This window comes from Onishia niordana (genome assembly GCF_004798965.1).
GTDB lineage: Bacteria > Pseudomonadota > Gammaproteobacteria > Pseudomonadales > Halomonadaceae > Onishia > Onishia niordana.
Genome location: NZ_SDSD01000002.1, coordinates 289,752 through 308,408, shown reverse-complemented (window position 1 = coordinate 308,408; position 18,657 = coordinate 289,752). Strand labels below are relative to the sequence as shown.

The 18,657-nt window shown below is 55.9% G+C and carries 17 protein-coding genes; 8 read left to right on the top strand and 9 right to left on the bottom strand.

What is annotated here, in order from left to right; translation table 11 throughout:
• Nucleotides 1–61: 61 nt before the first annotated feature.
• Complete coding sequence (locus tag ETC27_RS05425; RefSeq protein ID WP_136253980.1) at nucleotides 62–826, top strand: trimeric intracellular cation channel family protein; 765 nt, start codon at nucleotides 62–64, stop codon at nucleotides 824–826.
• Between the two features lie 57 nt (nucleotides 827–883).
• Nucleotides 884–1,966 (top strand): DUF3541 domain-containing protein, encoded by a 1,083-nt coding sequence (locus ETC27_RS05420; protein WP_136253979.1) that lies wholly within the window; start codon nucleotides 884–886, stop codon nucleotides 1,964–1,966.
• A 6-nt stretch (nucleotides 1,967–1,972) separates the two neighbouring features.
• On the opposite strand, the gene ETC27_RS05415 is transcribed toward ETC27_RS05420, so the two are convergent.
• From ETC27_RS05415 to nhaD, 5 genes are all read right to left on the bottom strand, one after another.
• A complete protein-coding gene (locus tag ETC27_RS05415) occupies nucleotides 1,973–2,776 on the bottom strand; it encodes a PEP-CTERM/exosortase system-associated acyltransferase (RefSeq protein WP_240724831.1) in 804 nt (267 codons plus the stop codon).
• A 5-nt stretch (nucleotides 2,777–2,781) separates the two neighbouring features.
• Entirely contained in the window at nucleotides 2,782–5,613 is a 2,832-nt protein-coding gene (locus tag ETC27_RS05410; protein ID WP_136253977.1) for a bifunctional diguanylate cyclase/phosphodiesterase, read from the bottom strand.
• A 53-nt stretch (nucleotides 5,614–5,666) separates the two neighbouring features.
• Nucleotides 5,667–6,881, bottom strand: coding sequence for a porin family protein (locus ETC27_RS05405; protein ID WP_205742690.1), 1,215 nt, complete (start codon nucleotides 6,879–6,881; stop codon nucleotides 5,667–5,669).
• Nucleotides 6,850–7,311 carry a hypothetical protein gene (locus ETC27_RS05400; protein ID WP_306462159.1) on the bottom strand — a complete coding sequence of 154 codons (462 nt, stop codon included), beginning with the start codon at nucleotides 7,309–7,311 and terminating at the stop codon, nucleotides 6,850–6,852. The genes ETC27_RS05405 and ETC27_RS05400 overlap by 32 nt, the downstream gene beginning before the upstream one ends.
• Before the next feature lie 406 nt (nucleotides 7,312–7,717).
• Nucleotides 7,718–9,091, bottom strand: a complete 1,374-nt coding sequence (nhaD, locus tag ETC27_RS05395) for a sodium:proton antiporter NhaD (protein WP_240724814.1) — start codon at nucleotides 9,089–9,091, stop codon at nucleotides 7,718–7,720.
• A 622-nt stretch (nucleotides 9,092–9,713) separates the two neighbouring features.
• Here nhaD and ETC27_RS05390 point away from each other — a divergent pair.
• The 3 genes from ETC27_RS05390 to ETC27_RS05380 all read left to right on the top strand — a co-directional run bounded on the left by ETC27_RS05390 (nucleotide 9,714) and on the right by ETC27_RS05380 (nucleotide 12,899).
• Nucleotides 9,714–10,427, top strand: a complete 714-nt coding sequence (locus ETC27_RS05390; RefSeq protein WP_136253975.1) for a DUF3581 family protein — start codon at nucleotides 9,714–9,716, stop codon at nucleotides 10,425–10,427.
• A 184-nt stretch (nucleotides 10,428–10,611) separates the two neighbouring features.
• A complete protein-coding gene (locus ETC27_RS05385) occupies nucleotides 10,612–11,844 on the top strand; it encodes a DUF3422 domain-containing protein (RefSeq protein ID WP_136253974.1) in 1,233 nt (410 codons plus the stop codon).
• Nucleotides 11,845–11,930: 86 nt separating this feature from the next.
• Nucleotides 11,931–12,899: a magnesium transporter CorA family protein gene (locus ETC27_RS05380; RefSeq protein WP_136253973.1), complete on the top strand. Its 969-nt coding sequence runs from the start codon at nucleotides 11,931–11,933 to the stop codon at nucleotides 12,897–12,899.
• 111 nt (nucleotides 12,900–13,010) lie between these two features.
• Here ETC27_RS05380 and ETC27_RS05375 read toward each other — a convergent pair whose 3' ends face one another.
• Nucleotides 13,011–13,910 carry a hypothetical protein gene (locus tag ETC27_RS05375; RefSeq protein WP_136253972.1) on the bottom strand — a complete coding sequence of 300 codons (900 nt, stop codon included), beginning with the start codon at nucleotides 13,908–13,910 and terminating at the stop codon, nucleotides 13,011–13,013.
• A 262-nt stretch (nucleotides 13,911–14,172) separates the two neighbouring features.
• Nucleotides 14,173–14,724, bottom strand: coding sequence for an NADPH-dependent FMN reductase (locus tag ETC27_RS05370; RefSeq protein ID WP_136253971.1), 552 nt, complete (start codon nucleotides 14,722–14,724; stop codon nucleotides 14,173–14,175).
• A gap of 142 nt (nucleotides 14,725–14,866) precedes the next feature.
• Between ETC27_RS05370 and ETC27_RS05365 the strand changes: the two genes are divergently transcribed.
• The gene (locus ETC27_RS05365) at nucleotides 14,867–15,343 is read left to right on the top strand and encodes a hypothetical protein (protein ID WP_240724813.1); all 477 of its coding nucleotides are present in this window, start codon (nucleotides 14,867–14,869) and stop codon (nucleotides 15,341–15,343) included.
• A 175-nt stretch (nucleotides 15,344–15,518) separates the two neighbouring features.
• The gene (locus ETC27_RS05360; protein WP_136253970.1) at nucleotides 15,519–15,836 is read left to right on the top strand and encodes an antibiotic biosynthesis monooxygenase family protein; all 318 of its coding nucleotides are present in this window, start codon (nucleotides 15,519–15,521) and stop codon (nucleotides 15,834–15,836) included.
• 10 nt (nucleotides 15,837–15,846) lie between these two features.
• Here the strand turns inward: ETC27_RS05360 and ETC27_RS05355 are convergent, their stop codons facing one another.
• On the bottom strand, nucleotides 15,847–16,062 hold the full coding sequence (locus ETC27_RS05355; RefSeq protein ID WP_136253969.1) for a DUF3820 family protein: 216 nt from the start codon (nucleotides 16,060–16,062) through the stop codon (nucleotides 15,847–15,849).
• Nucleotides 16,063–16,175: 113 nt separating this feature from the next.
• Nucleotides 16,176–17,708 (bottom strand): FAD-dependent oxidoreductase, encoded by a 1,533-nt coding sequence (locus ETC27_RS05350; RefSeq protein WP_136253968.1) that lies wholly within the window; start codon nucleotides 17,706–17,708, stop codon nucleotides 16,176–16,178.
• Nucleotides 17,709–17,923: 215 nt separating this feature from the next.
• Here ETC27_RS05350 and nfsA point away from each other — a divergent pair, with 215 nt between their 5' ends.
• Nucleotides 17,924–18,655 carry an oxygen-insensitive NADPH nitroreductase gene (nfsA, locus tag ETC27_RS05345; RefSeq protein WP_136253967.1) on the top strand — a complete coding sequence of 244 codons (732 nt, stop codon included), beginning with the start codon at nucleotides 17,924–17,926 and terminating at the stop codon, nucleotides 18,653–18,655.
• Nucleotides 18,656–18,657 lie beyond the last annotated feature (2 nt).

Genomic DNA, 18,657 nt, shown 5'->3' with positions numbered 1-18,657 from the left:
GACACCGCGCCGCCACAAATCGCGTATCCTTTGCCCTATATCATGAGCGAGGAGCGATGACGTGGAAGCGTTGGTCTATTGGCTGGATATGGCAGGAGTGATCGTCTTTGCACTGTCGGGCGTGATTCTTGCCTGCCGGTCGCGCATGGATCCCTTCGGCATGCTGGTGTTGGCGGCGGTGGCCAGTATCGGTGGCGGGACGATAAGAGATCTGGTGCTGGGTGTGCGCCCGGTGTTCTGGATTACCGATCCCACTTATCTGTGGGTCATCCTGGCAACCGTGGGGCTATCGATCCTCGGCTTTCATTATATTCATCGCCTGACACGCACCTTCCTGCCGGTGACGGATGCCTGCGGGCTGGCGCTTTTTACTGTGATTGGCGCCCACAAAGCGCTGATGCTGGGCAGTGCCGGCGTAGTGGCGGTAGTGATGGGGCTGATGACCGGAGTAGCTGGTGGCATGTTGCGCGACGTGCTGGCGCGGCGCGTGCCTATGGTGCTGCGTCAGGAAATCTATGCCACGGCATCGATTATTGGCGGCACAGCCTATGTGTTGCTTCTTGAACTCCAGCTGAATGCCGTCCTGGCGATTGGGTTGGCACTGGGCCTGACGCTTGCTCTGCGCTTGGCTGCCATCTACTGGCAATTGAGCCTGCCAACCTTCGCCTGGGTAGTGACGGGTCCACCAAAACTCCCCGATACAGGGGCACGCGACGCCGACCCCAAACAGGCCCCAGAAGTGAGTAGTGGCGCGGAAGCGGTGCGCCAGCGGCCCAAGGTTCGGGTCAAGTTGATCAGTCCAGAGAAATCACGGCGCCGCCGCTGAAGCTGCTTTCGCCGCGCGTCTATACTCTTAGCCACCATTATCGGGTAGGGAGACGGCATGCGACCAAACAGCATCAGAAAGGAAACATGTCCTCCAAAAGGGCTCTGGGCACGCTTTGTTCTCCTGTGTCTGCTCTACGTACTGGTGGCCGGGTGTGCGTTCTCCCCGTTATCTCAAGAGGATATGGCCGCCGAGATACGGAACCGTTATGAAACTGCTTTCGATACACTCCCCGTTACCAAGCAGCGCCATTATGCCCAGCGGCTTTATCGTATCACCGGTGATAACTTATACCTGCCACCCCTGAAGGACTATGGTGCGCGTCTCATAGGCTCTCTGCAGGAAGATCTGCAGGGCTTAGCTCAGCCGGATTATGGCGCTCGACGTGCCGCTGGGATGCTTGATCGTTATCCTGAGCGCACGGCGAAGCAGCGCAGGCGCAAGCAGATGCTGGGTGAGTGGGACGAGGTGATCTTTGCTAAGTACTTGGCATTTAGGCTGAATCAGGCGCGCTTTCATGGCCTCTTGGATGATCATTTGCTGCCTGGAATCGATAGGGCGAAGGAGTATCTAGCTGGACAGCCACTTCGCGATTTCCTGACGTCACCGGAGGTGTTAGAAGTCTATGCCGCTCAAGTCGCCAACCTGGCCTATGATCTCTACGGATTGGGGGTGACAGATTTACGCCATGAAGCTGCGATGGCCTTTCGTGACCACTATCCAGCAGATCGTGATACGGCATTATCTCAAGCCTCGTTTCGCAACAAGATCTATGGCATGACGCACTTCGTGATTGCCGCTAGCGACTATTATCAGCACTCGATCGATCCTTTGGAATTTGCCTGGGTGCTTGAGTATTTCGATACCCATCTAGAGCGCATTTTGGCCGAGACAAAAGCGGATATTTACACCGAAGTCGGTATCAGCTTTCTGCTAGCCGGATTAACCGACCATTCTGCTGTAGCACGTACCAGGCAGGCATTGGCGCGCGCCTATGACCCAGTGGCCAGGATGATCCCTGGTGAGCATGGGGGTACCGACCTGGATCGGGGGGAGCACCGAAACGTGTTGGCTATCATGCTGCTGGAGTGGCCTGTAAAACTGTATGCAGGGCCAAAATTGATGATTGATGCATGGTGATTTTTATTAATATGTCGTAACGTCATGTGGGGACTCAATTTCTATCTTTTCTTGTAAGTAGTATTGATTTTCCAAGTCTTCCTTGATGCTAGTGTAGAGTCTTTTTAGCTGAGGTTTCATGCTCCTTTCTGCTTCTTGCTGATCTATATAGAATGGTGAACGTTCGCCATGGTAGTGAATAGATGAGCCCGCTGCCTGAAACCTGATGCCCGACATTCCTAGTAACCTAGAGAATCTTTTTTCCATCATTGCGAAAACATGGCGTCTTCCGGTGATTCCTGCAATGGCAGTGGACGCTAAAAAAAGGCTTATCCCAATTACCGGGAATAAGTGTCCATGTTCATTATTTATTTCCTCTGTTTCTTTTTTAAAAACCTCTTTGGTAGTAGGTGTTTTTGTTTTTTTTCTAAATTCTTTGGGTACGGCTAGTCTGGATATTTCACATATTTCTGACTTTTTGAAGCATTCGGGTCTGAGACGCGGGTGTGTTAGGCTACCTTTGCAGTTTTTCTCCAAAGGTAGTATGTAACATGGTGAAAGAGGCGTGTTATCTGGAGATACAAGTCTCAGACAACCCACCGGTGTGCCAGTCATTTTATGTATAACTATGCACAGGGTGGAGTTTTTATCATACTCATCGTATTCATATGGCTTTTCTTTGTCTCCAATGTCGCACTTCATTTCCTCGCGGTAAACCTGATGCCTGATAGCATAGGCTCTCATTCTTTCTTTTTTTGTCTTTGCGATTTCGAACGAGAAATGGCGATAGAATTCTTCGTAAAGGTCGACTGTGATTTTTTTATTTTCCATGGTTTTCAAGTTATCGCCTTAAATTCCTTGATATTTGATAGCCTAGTTGGCTTGCCTAGGAAGAAGCCTTGGCCAAAGGTGATACCGTAGTTTTCGAGGATTTCTATTGTCTCTTGGCTGTCAACAAATTCTGCTATTACGGACTTTCCAAATCCCTGTGCAATCTCCGTAATCGCCTTGACAATAAGTTGGCTTTCTTTGTTTTTGGATATGTTTCTTATGAAAGTTCCGTCAATTTTTATAAAGTCAACTGGGAGTTGCCCAAGGTAGTAGAAACTGCTAAATCCGACACCAAAGTCATCCAATGCCGTTCGGCACCCGAGGTTTCTAATTTCTTGTAGGACCCCTCTGGCGGTGGAGAAATCTGTCACTGCTGCTGTTTCTGTTATTTCGAGAATTAGCTGTTCTGGGTTTGCACCGCTTTTCCCTAGTTCATTGGCAATAAAATCATTTAATCCAGCTTCATGAAGTGAATGTCCGGACAGGTTGACTGATAGAGATATACCGTGATCTTGTAAGCCGGATAAGGCTTCCAGGCTGTGACGTAGGACCCAACGGTCAAGTTGAGCTATTTGTCCACTCTTTTCTGCTATGGGAATGAAGACTCCAGGGCTAATAAGCTCTCCATTCTCTCCAGTAAGACGAAGCAATATTTCATAATGCTTGACGCTCCCATCTCTAAGACTAGCGATAGGCTGAGCCATCAGCACGAATTCATCATTTTGCAAGGCATGGCGAATTCGCTCTATCCAGTAGACTCGCTGATACAGTTCGTTTTTCGCCTCATCAAGGGTAGAAAGGATATGCCAACTTCTCAGGCTATTTTCCTTTGCTTTGTACATGGCAACATCGGCATTCGCCATTAGTTCATCCGTCGTATGGCCGTGAAGCGGATAACAGGCGATTCCGGTGCTCACGCTGGCGCGGTGGCGCCGGCCATCCGGTAATAGCAAGCAGGTATTGTCTAGGTTCCTTTCCAGGGCCTGCGCAATGTGGATGGCCTCGGACTCATCGGCATGCTCCAGTAAAACCGCAAACTCATCACCGCCCAGTCGCGCGACAATCCCTCGATCGTTAATTGTATCTTCGATGCTTTTAGCCACAAGTAATAGAAGACTGTCGCCGGCAGGATGGCCACTGAGCTCGTTAACATCCTTGAATTGGTCGAGGTCCATGAAAAGCACTGCCCCGGCGTTGTCAGTAGCTAGGGCGTCTTCGACCCGCTCCTGGAAGGCACGACGATTATATAGGCTGGTTAGTGAGTCTCGGTTGGCTAGCCAAGTCAAGCGTGACTCAGCGACCTTGCGATCCGTGATATCGAGACCCACAGAAATCGTGTGCATGGCCCTATCGCCACTATCGGCGAGGCGGGCGTGATACCAAACAATGGTACGCTCTTCATCCTTTCTGCCGCGGAGCAGGCGCTCCTCTGGTTGATGGTTACTACCTTTAGAGCTGACGTTGCTGGTTTCATGAAAGAGGGCTTCAAAGCGTTGCCCGAGTATCACCTCGTAGGGTTGTCCTAAGGTGTCCTGACAATACTGATTGACCAGACTGATCCTGCCTTGATCATCCTGCGTCAGGATCAGTACATGGGCCGTATCGAGAAGGCTTTCGATGAAATCGCGTTCTCTTGCGAGTTCTTCTACACGAGCATTCAGTAACTCACCGCGTGAATAGACCTCTGATTGCAGCATCTCCAACTGGCTGGCGAGATCCAGTGCGGTAGCATCCAGAAGGTCTATCTCGTCCGATAGCCGACGCTTCGGCTTCGGAATCACCTGCCTGGTCTTGGCAAAGCCGCCTTCTGCCAATGCCGGCAACACACCAGCGAGCCGGCGGACCCTAGCCATGGGTTTCCAGAGGATGGCCAGCAGCATCCCCTCGGCGGCCAACCAGCCGAATAACCCTGTTGCCAGGATGATGCCCGTATCCTGGTCGATGGCATCCATTTGTGAGGTTATATCGGACATTAATAAAAAATGACCGCTTGCGCGTTGATCGCTATCGTCGTTTAAAGTGACGGTGCTGATTTCGATATGATTATCATCATGCTTGAGTCTTACCGGGGTCTGTTGAAGGCTTTCCAGTGTGCTCTTGTATGCCGCCTGGTGAATGAGCGGCAGGGTTTCTTCCTGATTGGTAAGAGTTGCCAGTCTGCCATGCCAAGCACTGACGCTTCGGTTTTCAACTAGTGTCTGTCGTGCATATTGACCGGTAATTAGAAGGGCAATATCGCTTCCGGATACCTCTCTGGCTTGCCGAGTGACTTCTGCCAATGATCTAGAGACCAGGATTACGCCTCTGCTACGACCATTTACTAGCATGGGTGCAAGTGTGTACTGACGGCAATTGGAAAAGCAGCGCAAGGTGGAGAAAGGTGTTTCGGAAGCAATGACTTCTTTGGCCCATTGAGTGATAGGTAACGAATTTCCAGGCTGGGTATCTCCCCAGTCAGCAAGGGTGTGACCGGTTTCGCTTAATACCTGTAGTTCATCTATACCAGCCTCCAGCTGCATGGTAGGCCAATTATGGCCTAACGCACTGATAATGCTGTTTTTATCCTCTTTATTTAGGGCATTTCTCAGCTGAGTGGAGGGAGAAGCTATCAGCGAAGCGGTCTGGCGTAGACTGTCCATCGACTGATTGAGTGCCTGGTGGATTTCCCTTTTTTGCCGTTGGAGCTGAAGTTCACGGCTTTCATCAAATTGGCGAAGCAAATTCTCACGCCCTACGAGCGTGAACGTAGTCGTTAGTCCAAGCAGCAGCAAACTGCTCATGGCGAGAACACGCCATGTCAATCCAAATTTTGGCTTTGTCTGCTGCTGGGTTGCCATAGAAAAGCGCGATTATCCTTAATATATATACCGAATCAAAATGATTCCAGACATCAGAAGCGAAGTGAAAACTGTGTTAGAAACATGTTCCAGTAGCGCTGGGTTTCACCGGGGTCAGGATTGTCTTGGATGGATAGCCAGCCCGTACCATCGACATAGTGATATTCAGCAGATATTAATATCTGTTGATGTGGACGCCATTGTACACCCATGGTCCAGTCTTTGGCGTACTGAGAATGGCCGGGACCTGCGCCCGAGGCTTCGTATCTATTTCCCGAGGGGTCGTCCCTATCAGCGATCATACTGTCATAGCGCAAGAATCCTTGCCAGTCATCAGAAAGCCTTCTTGTGTACTGCAAGTACCAACTTTCTCCAATAGACTTTGAGTTTATTGAAGGTGTTTCGAAGTTTTTGGCTTCAACTTTCCTGATAGCATACTCGGAAGTGATGCTCCACTTTTCCCTGTTAATTTGCATTGACAAAACTATGGGTTGAAAATAGAACTTCCCGGTGTCACCATACGCTTTTGCATCACCTGAAACGTCGACTGCGCTTAAAGCCGCGAGGAAGCCCCCTCCGTTCCGCTCATAAATTATTTGGCCAATAAAAGATGTGTCACTATTAATTGATGTGTTATTGCTTCCTGGGAAGGCTTGTTGCTCGAAATCATCTTCTGTTTGTGGCTTACCAATGCCTGCTTGAAACCTTACAGAACCATTAGAAATTCGCTCTTCTTCATAAATGCTGAAACCATCTGCTGCCAGGCCTAGTGATCGTGTTCTGTCAAAATAAATTGACTGAGGGAGCAGGATGCTCGGGCGTGTGAAAGCAACATCGCGTGTCTGGTTATAGAAACCAAATGGGTTCTTGAAACGACCAACTTGTATTCCGACACTTCGCTGTTGATTGGACAGAGGTTGAAAATCCACAACACCATGGTCGAGTTTCGGGTGCGCCTCGCTTCCATCACCGCCCGCGCGCCGACTCAGCACTTGTGCAGCAACAAGCACATCTTCGTGGGGCCGAACCGAGAAATTCACCCCGATTTCGGTGAACTTGGTGCTGCCACCACTCTCGCTGCTGGGACCAAAGAAGTTGTTCTCATCGGTAACCACCAGTGCCTGGCTGAGAAAACCATGCACCTGAAGCGTGTCGCTCATATCTTGAGCGACAGCGGATGTTGCCGTACCGGCAAGACTCAAAAGGCCGATTAAACCAAGGAATCGTGTCCCTGCTTCACTCCATCGATATGACTTGGACACGATCATCCAGATGCTCCCTGTCTATATACCCCAGGCTCCCGGGGATGTTAGCGATGCGTTCTAGCATTTCTATTTGTGATGTCACGGTGGTCGGTGCCTGGCCTGTTCCAGAAAACACGACACGGTCCCAGGAAAGTTGAAGCTGATGCGGGTAAACCGATAGCCCCTGCTTGGCGAAGCGCTCGTGCGCCGAGTGATCGTTGGGAAGCACGAACACTCTTAGCGCTTGCCCGTTCGGCCAAGTGCGCTGCCGCATGGCAAACATGGCACGGGCGGTATCTCGATTCAGCGATGTTGTAGCGACGTCCTGATGGGCCACCATGACGATCTCAGGTTTTCCATCTTCAGCCAGGCATACAGGCGCCAGTAACATTGCCAAGGCTGCAAGCAGCCAAGGCGTTGAGATAAACAGGAGCCTGGCATTCATTCGCGACATGACATACCCAGTCGGTCATATGAGCCCGGACAGACGCTTCCCTGTGCGTCGGCCATGGTGGCTGTATGCATCATGCAACCAACAAAATGATCAAGCTTGGCCCTAAAAGAGCTATCAGCGAAGCGAGCACTGGGCATCATCCGATTGATAAACCTGCCCCCCACCTTTTCTCTGGATTAACTTGAAAGGTTGTTATAAAAGTTACAGTTTGAAACATTATTGTTTTCAGCTAGTTGTCTAACCCTGAATATAAAGCACGGCTGATGGATTAGCCATGACGTGGAACATCTATTTCTTTTTTTGCTTGTTAAGAGAAACGGTAAGGCGTGGAGCGATATAGGAGTGGGGTGGTGGAGACGATCGCCGGTAGACAAGGCCACCGGCGTGTAGTCGTCGTGCTTAGTGGTTATTGAATAGCAAAACTGCCGGCATTCAGCCACAGGTGCACCAGGATGCTGGCCACATAGCCCAGGAAAATAACGGGTGACCACTTGAGATGTCCCATGAAGGTGTAGGAGCCCCGGGCTTGTCCCATCAGGGCGACGCCGGCTGCAGAGCCCACGGAGAGCAGGCTGCCGCCGACCCCCGCGGTCAGCGTGATCAGCAGCCAGTGGCCGTGAGACATCTCCGGTTCCATGGTCAGTACGGCAAACATCACCGGGATGTTATCGACTACTGCTGAAATCAGGCCTAGCGCCACATTGGCCCAGGTAGCATCCCACTGGGTGTAGAGCACCTCGGAAAGCATCCCTAAATAGCCCATGAAGCCCAGACCACCCACGCACATCACCACGCCGTAGAAGAACAGCAAGGTATCCCACTCTGCACGGGCGATGCGGTTGAAGACGTCAAACGGCACGACACTGCCTAGCCGTTCCAGTGCTTGGCGATCACCCCGCTGCAGGTAGTGATTGCGCTTGCGCTCCAGCGAGCGTGGCAGGCTGCGGCGCAGGTAGTAGCCGAAGAACTGCAGGTAACCGAGCCCCGTCATCATGCCCAGCACAGGCGGCAGGTGCAGAAGGGTATGACAGGCCACGGCCGTGGCCACGGTGAGCAAGAACAGGCATACAATGCGTCTGGCGCCACGCTTCATCTCGATATGCTCGCCCTGGGCCTTGGGGCGGTGCTTCTTGACGAAGAAGCTCATCACCACGGCGGGTACCAGGAAGTTGACCAGAGAGGGGGCCAGCAGCTCGAAGAATTCGTAGAATTCCACCAGGCCAGCCTGCCAGACCATCAGCGTGGTGATGTCGCCAAACGGGCTGAAGGCGCCTCCGGCGTTGGCGGCGACGACGATATTCACGCAACACAGGTTAATGAAGCGATGATCGCCCTCCGCTACCTTGGTGACCACCGCACACATCAGCAGGGCAGTGGTCAGGTTGTCGGCAACTGGCGAAATAACGAAGGCCAGGCCGCCGGTCAGCCAGAACAGGCTGCGGTAGCTGAAACCACGTTCCAGCATCCAGCCTCGCAGTGCGTCGAAGACTCGCCGCTCGTCCATGGCATTGATGTAGGTCATGGCGACCAGCAGGAATAGCATCAGTTCGGAGAACTCGAGCAGTGTGGCGCGAAACGCATGCTCGGCGGCATCGGGCATGCCGTTGCTGACGTAGACCCAACCGATCAGGCCCCAGATCAAGCCCGCGGCCACCAGGACTGGCTTCGATTTACGCATGTGTAGCTTTTCTTCAAGCATCACAAGCACATAGGCGAGAACGAAGATGGCGACAGTGAGTATCCCGACGGCCGAACCTGTCAGGTCAAGTTCGCCGGTCATGGCCCATGCCGAGGGACTGAAAGTCAGAAAGGTCAGGAAAAGTGCCAGCCCCGGGAGAGAGCGGTAGGAGGGGTAAAGCGATCGATTATGCATGAGTTGTTATATCAGCTTTGATTATAAAAGAATGATTTTCTGTGATGCTATCATGCCGGTCTGTTGCGCCAATTTGCGACCTTTGGCGTATGGCCGGAATCTGCTTTTGTCATGATATGCGTCATGAGCCTGGATGAGGCACTGCTGGGTAACTGCATATGCAGAAGTCATCCTCCGTCTCGTTGTTCATAGAAGAGTCCATCTTGAAACCCGACGAGGGCAGCCAGTTTGGCACCAGAGAGGATATTGGCAAAATTGACTTGGCTTCGGCGCCGGTAGGGATAGTTTCTCGTAGCGATAGGCGAATTTTTGACAACATGTTACGTTGTGCCCGCAAAGTTGAGCCGCGTAGCAGAGCGTATCGGCTTTTGCGAGACATGGGGGCAAAGGAAACAATGTTGTCCGCCTACAAAACGACAGCCAATGGCGTCGAGTGCGTAGTATGTCCGCCATCCACGGACTGTCGTGTCTGCGCTTGTCCTTGGCAGGGCGACGCCTAATATTTCCTTGAGGTGCAATAAGACGACGCATGTTTCTCGACAATTTTCATCAGGTCCAAGACGGCCGTATTAGCATCAGCGCGGAGCAGGCCAGTCGCTTCGCCAAGCAGGTCGCTGGAGACTACAACCCCATCCACAATCCCGATGCGCGGCGCTTCTGCGTACCGGGCGATCTGCTCTTTGCCCTGGTGTTGTCGAAGTTTGGCCTGTCTCAGTGCATGACCTTTCATTTTCGCAGTATGGTCGGGGCAGAGGTCGCGCTGGATTTTCAGGAGCATGATGATGGCGTCATTCGTGTCACCGATGATCAGGGCAAGGTCTACCTGGACGTCGAGCGTCGCGGTGAAGTGACTCATGATGAGGATGTGATTGCTCCTTTCACGCGTCGGTATGTCGCCTTTTCTGGCAAGAACTTCCCGCATTATCTCAAGCCGCTGATGCAGGCCCACGGCGTCATGTTTAATCCCCAGCGCCCGCTAGTGATCTACGACAGTATGGGCTTTTCGCTGGACCGTCTCGATGTCGAGGATCCCGGCCTCCAGCTCGATGACTCGACCTTCGAGGTGCTTGGTAAACGTGGTGAGGCGATGCTCGAGTTTGGCCTTACCGCCTGTGGCCAGAATATCGGGCGAGGATCCAAGAAGCTGGTGGTCAGCGGCCTGCGTGATTATGACACCGCCGCCATGGACGAGATCGTGTGCGAGTTCTATCGCCTCAAGGCCGCTTATGAGACCGCGCTCTAGTTTGGTGTGATGACGATAAGCCTTGTCTGGTCCAAAGACGCCCCTGGTGGGCGCCTTCTGCGTCTGTCACCCAAGAGACCTTTACAACTCACTAAACGACACCAGAAAGACAAGCGCGGGCAAATGCTTGACGCCACCCTGCGAGCGGGTAGCCTCAAGCTTTTGCCTCCTATCAGGTTCGGCCATGCATCCTCAACGCGCCTCCCTGCACAACGAGCTTCATGCTCGCCCCTCGCTGTATTTCGCCGCGCCTGCTCACCTGCATCACTATGCCTTTCTGGACGCCGATGGCGACTGTGATCGCCTGATCGCTCGTCTTGCCCATGACCTCGGTGAGGCGATTGACCTTGAAATGGCTCAGGGGGTCCTGACCCTTGAGGGCATGGTGCTGAAGTGGGAGCGGCACACCGAGTTCTTCACCCTGACGCTGCTGGTCCCCGTGCAGCCGGACACCAAGACCTGGCCGGCCCCACCCCCGCTGCTTGCCGAGATCATCGAGGCGCATCGTGAGCAAGTCATCAACGCGACCTTGCTGCGGGTCGAGGATGAAGTGAATGTTGATGGCGATCTGACGGGCTTTGGCTTCAGGAATCCGGCCGGTTCGGTCATCGGCGGCGGGGATGCCACGGTCTGGAGCGACTTCCGCCTGACCGAGGACGGTGTCAATCATCTGCTGATCGTCAATCACCATCTCAGCGACTACCGGCTGGGGCGCATGACCCGCCGTCTGCTTGAAATCGAAACCTATCGCATGATGGCCTCACTGGCGCTGCCGCTGGCCAAGGAGCTCAGCGGCGAGATGCGTCAGTTCGAGGAGGAGCTGGCGGCACTCTCGGATCGCAATGCCGCTGCCGAGGAGACCGATTCCCGGCCTTTGCTACGCGACATCACAGCGCTATCGGCGCGTATGGTGAACTCCAGCGCCGGCGCTAGGGTGCGCTTCAGCGCCACCGATGCCTACTCGAAGATCGTATTTAACCGGATCGAGGAGCTACGCGAGACGCGCACCGGCGACAGCCAACGGTTCGGGCTCTTCATCCTGCGCCGCTTCAGGCCCACAGTGCGCTATTGCGCGGCCATCGATCGCCGCCAGTCGAGTCTCGAGCAAAGCGTGGCGCATCTGAGCGACCTGCTGCGGACGCGTGCCCAGGTCGAGATCGAGGAGCAGAACGCGGTGATGCTCAAGAGCCTCAACGAGCGCACCAGCTCTCAGCTCAAGATCCAGAAGGCGGTCGAAGGCCTGTCGATCATCGTCATCAGCTATTACATCCTCAGTCTCTTCAAGCTCTCTCTCGAGGGGCTCGATGCCGTTGGCCTGGGCATGGAACCACGTCAGGCCGCCGCTATCGTCGCGCCACTGGGTATCCTGATTATCGGGGGGCTTGCCTGGCGCATCTGGAAAGTGCGCAAGCACTGATCGGCGAATCCGGCATAAGCCAGTGCAAAGCCCCGAGCACTGGCTTATGGTGATGGCCTTTATACGTCCAGGAAGGATAGTGCCTCATGATTCGCACCCTGCTGCTCAATGCTGATGGCCATTCGCATACCGGTGGCGAAGAGCTCATTTCCCACTGGCGCGAGCAACCGGGCAGCCGCATCTGGATCGATCTGCAGGGCGCCTCACCAGAAGACCAGCGAGCCCTGCTCGAGGCCTTCGACTGCCATCCGTTGGCGATCATCGATGCCCAGCGCGAGCGCCATCCGCCCAAGATCGAAGAATTCGAGACCCATACCCTGATCCTCTACCGGGGTATCTCATCGTTTGATGCAGAGCTCAACTATGCGCCGCAGCAGATCGCCTTCTTCATCGGTGAGCGCTACCTGATCAGCCTGCACCCGAGCCTCGCCATGAGCATTGATCGCATGCAGGGGCAGGACGGCAGCAAACTGCTGGCAAACTCTCCCGGCCAGCTGGCGATGAAAATCATGCATCTCTCGGCGGGCTTCTATCTCGAGAGCCTGCTGGAGTTCGAGACGCAACTCAGCGATCTCGAGGATGGCCTGATCGAGGCCGGCAACGACGGCCTGATGAAGCGCATCATCAGCTACAAGTCGCGGCTGGTGAAGATGCGCCGGGTGTTCAACTACCACCAGGCAATTACCCAGGATCTGATGGCCTACGACTATGATCATCTGCCACGACAGGATGCCGATACCCTGCACGCCGTTAACGATGTGCACGAGCGTTTCGAGCGGCTGCACAGCCTCACCCAGATGTACTACGACATCTGCGGTGATCTGGTGGATGGCTATATCTCGATCTCGTCCCACCAGCTCAATATCACCATGCGCGTGCTCACCGTGATCACCGCTATCTTCGTGCCGCTTGGCTTTCTGGCCGGACTCTACGGCATGAACTTCGCCTACATACCGGAACTTGGCTATCGGTACGGCTACTTTGCCCTGCTAGGCGTCATGGGGGTGATGGCGACTAGCCTGATCTGGCTATTCCGTCGCAAGGGCTGGATGTAGCCAGACAGTAGCCATGCGCCAGCGCCAGATGCACGCAAAAGCGCCAGGTCGGTTGACCTGGCGCGAGAGACCTCAGCAGGGTGTCCGGCCATACCTCATGGCCGGCCATAATTACTTGAGGTAGATCTGTCCCTGCTCGTAGAGGCGTTGGCAATCGATGGCGTCGTGATAGCGGTCCTCGTCGAGGTTGAGGTCATGCACGCCGGGGCCCGCGAAGCGCGGATCATCGCACTCTCCGTCATTGGACCACTGGCTGGTGTTATCGCCCCATTGGATGTCGCTTGAACTGTTGATCGTATCACCGTTGGACGCGAGCGTGATGCGGCCCTGCTCATAGAGGCTCCTGCAATCGACGGCATCGTGATAGCGGTCCTCATCGACGTTGAGGGAGTGTGCGCCTTCGCCCGTGAAGCGTGGGTCGTCGCATTCGCCGTCATCAGCCCACTGGCTGGTGTTGTCGCCCCATTCGATACCCTCGCTGTTTTGAACCGGAGCACTGTTCGCAGCGCCACCACTTGTCACACCCGTCCATTCCGGGTCGCGTTCGGATATCTTGACGACCGCCTGAGGCATCTCGCCCGGGGTATAGGAACCTACCCAGACGTTATAGTTGCCGGCGGTCGGCGAGCGCCACTGCAGGGCTGGATTTGTGCCGCTCGCGGTTGAATAGTCGTCGTTGCAGTGCCAGTTGCCGTTAGCGTCATAGACCACCAGGGTGGTGTCCGCCGCCGACTCGACATAGATGGTCAATGGATACTGGCTGGCTTCAAAGTTGATATCCAGATCGGGCTGATCGCCGTTTACGTATCCGCTGCAGTTAGGCCCCGCTTCAGACGCCGCCGTGCTGCCGCCAGCGCTGAGCGTGATCTGGTGAGGGTCGGGCTCGAAGCCGGACTTCAACTCAATCGTCTCGTAGAGCGGCGAGGCCTGCCAGTTCAGGGCCTGGGCGGAACCCGCCAGGCACAACAGGGGTAAGGCGACGAGGGTGGCACAACGTGAAGCGGGCAACATGGATGCATTTCCTTGCAATGAGAGAGCGATGACGCGATATATCGCACGCTAATATGGTCAGAATTGCTTGAAATGTCACCCCTTGTAAGGCGAGTAAGAATGGTTTTGCCCGCATGGAGGTATGAATAATCGCCTAGCTGCTTGTTGTGCTACAGCATGGATGCTGACGCCGTTGTTCGCGTGCTGGCAGTCGCGTGCCACTCGCGTCACGAATAATCGTGGACGTGATCAGGGGCATTCGTCAGCGGGCCGGCGTTGTTTCCTAAGATGTTCGTTGCAGCCAGGTCGCATAGCCGTCCAGAAAGCCTTGAAGATAGCCGCGACAACGCTCGGTAGGCTGGCCGTGCTCATCGAACAGTTCCTGCACTCGGCTGAGGTAGGTCTCGGGCTTGGGCATGCAGGCGATATCCAGATTGACCAGCATCTGACGAAGGTGATGACTGGCCCCGAAGCCGCCCATCAACGAAGGGGAAGCGCTGATAACGGCGCCAGGCTTACCGGCCCAGGCATTCTCCTTGGCCGGCCGGGAGCCGATATCCAGCGCGTTCTTCAGTGCAGCGGGGATAGAGCGGTTGTGCTCTGGCGTCACGAACACATAGCCTTCGGCCGCCCGCAGCTGGGCGCGAAACAGCTGGTAGGAAGCCGGGGAATCCTCATCGAAGTCCTGGTTGTAGAGCGGAAGATTGCCGATCTCGATGAACGACATATCAAGCGATGCGGGTGAAAGGTCGATCAGTGCCTGTGCAGCCAGGCGGTTGAATGATGCCGTGCGCAGGCTGCCGACGATGACGGCGATGGGGGTTGGCTGACTCATGAAGTGTCACTCCTGGCGAGGGATAGGTCTCGTTACTATAGCTGACGCACTCTCTACCTTGGTTGGGCAACGGGTCTTGTGAGCCACTATGCTTTATCAAGGTCCACCTGGGCCTCTCGTCATATCTCAGGAGGTATGCATCATGGACAGGAATTTCCTCAAGCAGCGCTCGCCGCGCCCATTACTTGCTACCGCGTTGTTTTCCGCAGCAGTCCTTTTCTCTGCATTGTTTGCCACCACGGCGCTTGCAGCCGAGGGGCGCGACCTCACGTTCCAAGGCGATGCCAGCTTCGGTGGCCCCCATGGCGGCCAGAGCATCCAGGCCGCGCTTGTCGATACCGAGTCCGGTGAGGTGTTGGCCGTCGAGTCGGGCACGGTTTCCGCCACTGACGATCCCGCTTTCTCGGTTACCTTCCCGGATGCACTTGAGGCCGGAGGCAGCTACGCGGTCGACTACTGGATCGACTCCAACTTCGGTGGCGGCATGGAAGGCACCTGTGATGGCATGCAACATGACCATCAATGGCATACCCCCATCGAAGCCGCTGACATGGCAACGATGCATATGGAAAGTCACGATCCTTCCAACCAGACTGCCGTCTGCGATAGTTTTCAATAGCCGCTGTTTCGAATAGCCGCTGCATACGGTCAGGCAGGGAAGCATCGTAAGCGACATACGGTCAGCATTTGAAACGCTCAGTCCCGGGAGTGCCCGGGACTCGGCCTGCCTGACTCAAATTGCAGGGATAGCGATGCCACCGCATTAATAAAACGCTGATCGAGAGGAGGCCCACATGAAGTATCTGTTCGAGGTGCGCATCAAGGAAGGTCACACCGCCGAGGAGTATGCCGATGCCTGGGTACGGGCCAGCGAGCTGATTCAGCAGGCCCCTGGCGCCCGGGGCACCGAATTGCACCGCAAGATTGGCGATCCTGACACCCTGATTGCCATCGCTCACTGGGACAGCAAGGCCAGTCGCGACGCCATGGAAGCCGATCATCCTCCAAATATCGACGCCATCATCAAAAGTGCAGCGCCCGGCTGCGAGGTTAGTGTGATTGGTGAGTTCGAAGATCCAGAGTGGGCGGTGATGCCACCGGACAATGCGTGATCGACAGCGCTTAACCGCGGCGGCGAAGCGGGTCGAGCAGCTCACTCAGGCCGTTGTGGTCGATCTCCTGCATCAGCTGCAAGAGCCTGCCGATCTCGCCGTTGGGAAAGCCTTCCCGAGCGAACCAGTTGAGATAACCGCCGGGCAGGTCCGCGATCAGGGTGCCCTGATGCTTGCCGAAGGGCATCTTCAGGGTTACCAGACGTTCCAGGTCTTCGGGGTTCATGGCATTTTCCTCGCGGCATCAATATTGGTCGGCGAGCTTACGTCAGCGGTGGCGCATTCGCCAGGCCAGTCAATTAGCCCGTCTGCGGCGCGGGGGATGTCCCATTCGCCGCACTACGCCTGGCGCCTGCCCATCCGGGCCTCCATCTCCGCCTCGGCCTCGAGGCTCTCCCGGTCGCGGAAGATCGTCGCCACCGCCAGGCAGCGTTCCCCGGCGATGAAGCGCGCGGTGAAGTCATGCGCTGCAGGGTCGCCGTCGGTCTCGATGCGTTCCCAGTGCGTGGCGTGGCCCACGACATTGATACCGATATCGTAGTGCTGGCTCCAGAAGAAGGGCACCGCCGCTTGAGCATCGCCGGCGCCGAGGATGTTGCGAGCGGCACGCTGTCCCTGGCGCTGAGCCACTGTCCAGTGCTCGATGCGCACGCGTTCGCCGCTCAGCGGGTCTGGCCAGCGGGCGATGTCGCCGGCGGCGAAGATCCCCGGCACGCTGGTCTCCAGGGTGTCGCTGACCCATACGCCATCATTCACCGCGAGGCCTGCTGCTTCGGCCAGGGCGACACGCGGGCGCACACCGATGCCGACTACCACCAGGTCGGCATCCAGGTGTTGGCCGCTTTCGAGCTCGACCGCCTCCTCGGTAATGCCGGCCACCCGGTCTTCCAGATGAAACTTCACCCCCTTTGATTCGTGCAGATCACGGATGAAGTGGCTCAGTGTCTCGCCAAGGATGCGCTGAAGCGGCTGCGCCTCAGGCGCGACGACCCGCACCTCGAGCCCGCGTTCGCGCAGCGCTGCCGCCGCTTCCAGGCCGATGAAGCTGGCACCGACCACCACGGCGTGGCGCGCTCCGGCCTCGACGGCGGCAATCAGCGCCTCGCTGTCGGCTTGGCTGCGCAGGGTGTGAACATGGGATAACTCGGCACCCGGCACCGATAGGCGAACCGGCTCGGCACCGGTGGCCAGTAGCAGCGCTCCGTAGTCCAGGGTCTCGCCATTGGCGAGTTTTAGCCGCGAGGACTTGGGTTCGATTGCTGCCACTGTGGTCGCTAGTCGCAAGGTAATATCGTGTTGCTGATAGAAGTCATCATCGCGCAGGGGAATCCATTCGGCCTTCGCCGTGCCGGCCAGGTAGTCCTTTGAAAGATTCGGCCGATCACAGGGCAGGGCCTTGTCCTCGCTCAAGATCGTCACTGGCCCCGTGTAGCCCTCTCGGCGAAGCGACTCCGCGGCGGCCTCGCCGGCAGCACCACCCCCCAGAATCACCACCGAGGACGGCGATTGGGTCGGATGGCGTGCGGGCGCTGGTTTGGCTCGCTCATGCACTATCACTCGGTCGTCGACGATCTCGGTCCTCCAGCAGGACACATCGTCCAGGGCCGGAGCGGCCAGCGCTTCGCCGCTGCGCAGGCTGAAGCAGGCGTGGTGCCAGGGACAGCGAACGGTGTCATCGACGATCAGGCCATCGCCGAGCGGCGCACCATAGTGGGTGCAGTGGGCACCCACGGCAAAGAAGTCGCCCCCGCTACGGGCGAGAAGTACCGCCTCCTCGCCGACATGGCCTGTGAGCATCTCGCCCTCGGTCAGCTCGCTCATCTGGACACCAGCAGTCAAATCCGGGCCGTTCGGGGTCTTGTCGGCACTCATCGTGATCACTCCTGTGAATGACGGGATATCATGAATCACTATAGGAGCCACGCTGTCGCTTTACCCTGTGGGCCGTTCACGGCCCCATATCGTTCAGGTACGCGGCGAAAGCCCGTCACGTCAGCGGTGATCCTGAGAGGGCGCTGATTCAGGGTGGAAAACTGTAAGCATGCTATGTATCTTGCTCCATTATCCCACTGCATTTACGAGGTCGCATGAACCCCACCATCGAGCTGCTGAAATCCCATCGATCGATTCGCAAGTTCACCGAGCAGAAGATTCCCCATGAGCTGCTGCGTGAGCTGATCAGCGCCGGCCAGAGTGCCGCCACGTCCAGCCATGTCCAGGCGTATAGCGTCATTCACGTCAATGACCCTGCCAATCGCGAGGCCATCGCCGAACTGGCCGGCGGTCAGAGCTATGTGGCGAATGCCTCGGATTTCCTGGTGTTTTGCGCTGACATGAAACGCCCAACCGACGCCTCCGAACGAACCGGTGCCAACGTCGTGCGTGGCATGACCGAGCAGCTTCTGGTGGCAAGCGTCGACACCGCCTTGATGGCACAGAACGTGGCGGTGGCCGCCGAATCCGAGGGCCTGGGGATCTGCTACATCGGCGGTATCCGTAATGATCCGCAAACCGTCAGCGATCTGCTGCGATTGCCCGAGCATGTCTATCCGGTGTTTGGCATGTGCATCGGCTACCCGGCGCAGACCCCGGACATCAAGCCGCGGTTACCGGTGGAGGCGATTCTCAAGGAAGACTATTACGACGATGATCGCGAACAGGTCGCCGCCTTCGACGACACCATGCAGCGTTACTACAGTGAGCGCAGTGGCGGCACCAAGGACACTAACTGGTCCTTGAATCTCACCCCGCTCTTCGACACCAAGCTACGCCCGCACATGCGTGACTTCCTGATCGAGCGCGGTTTCAAGATAAAGTGAGG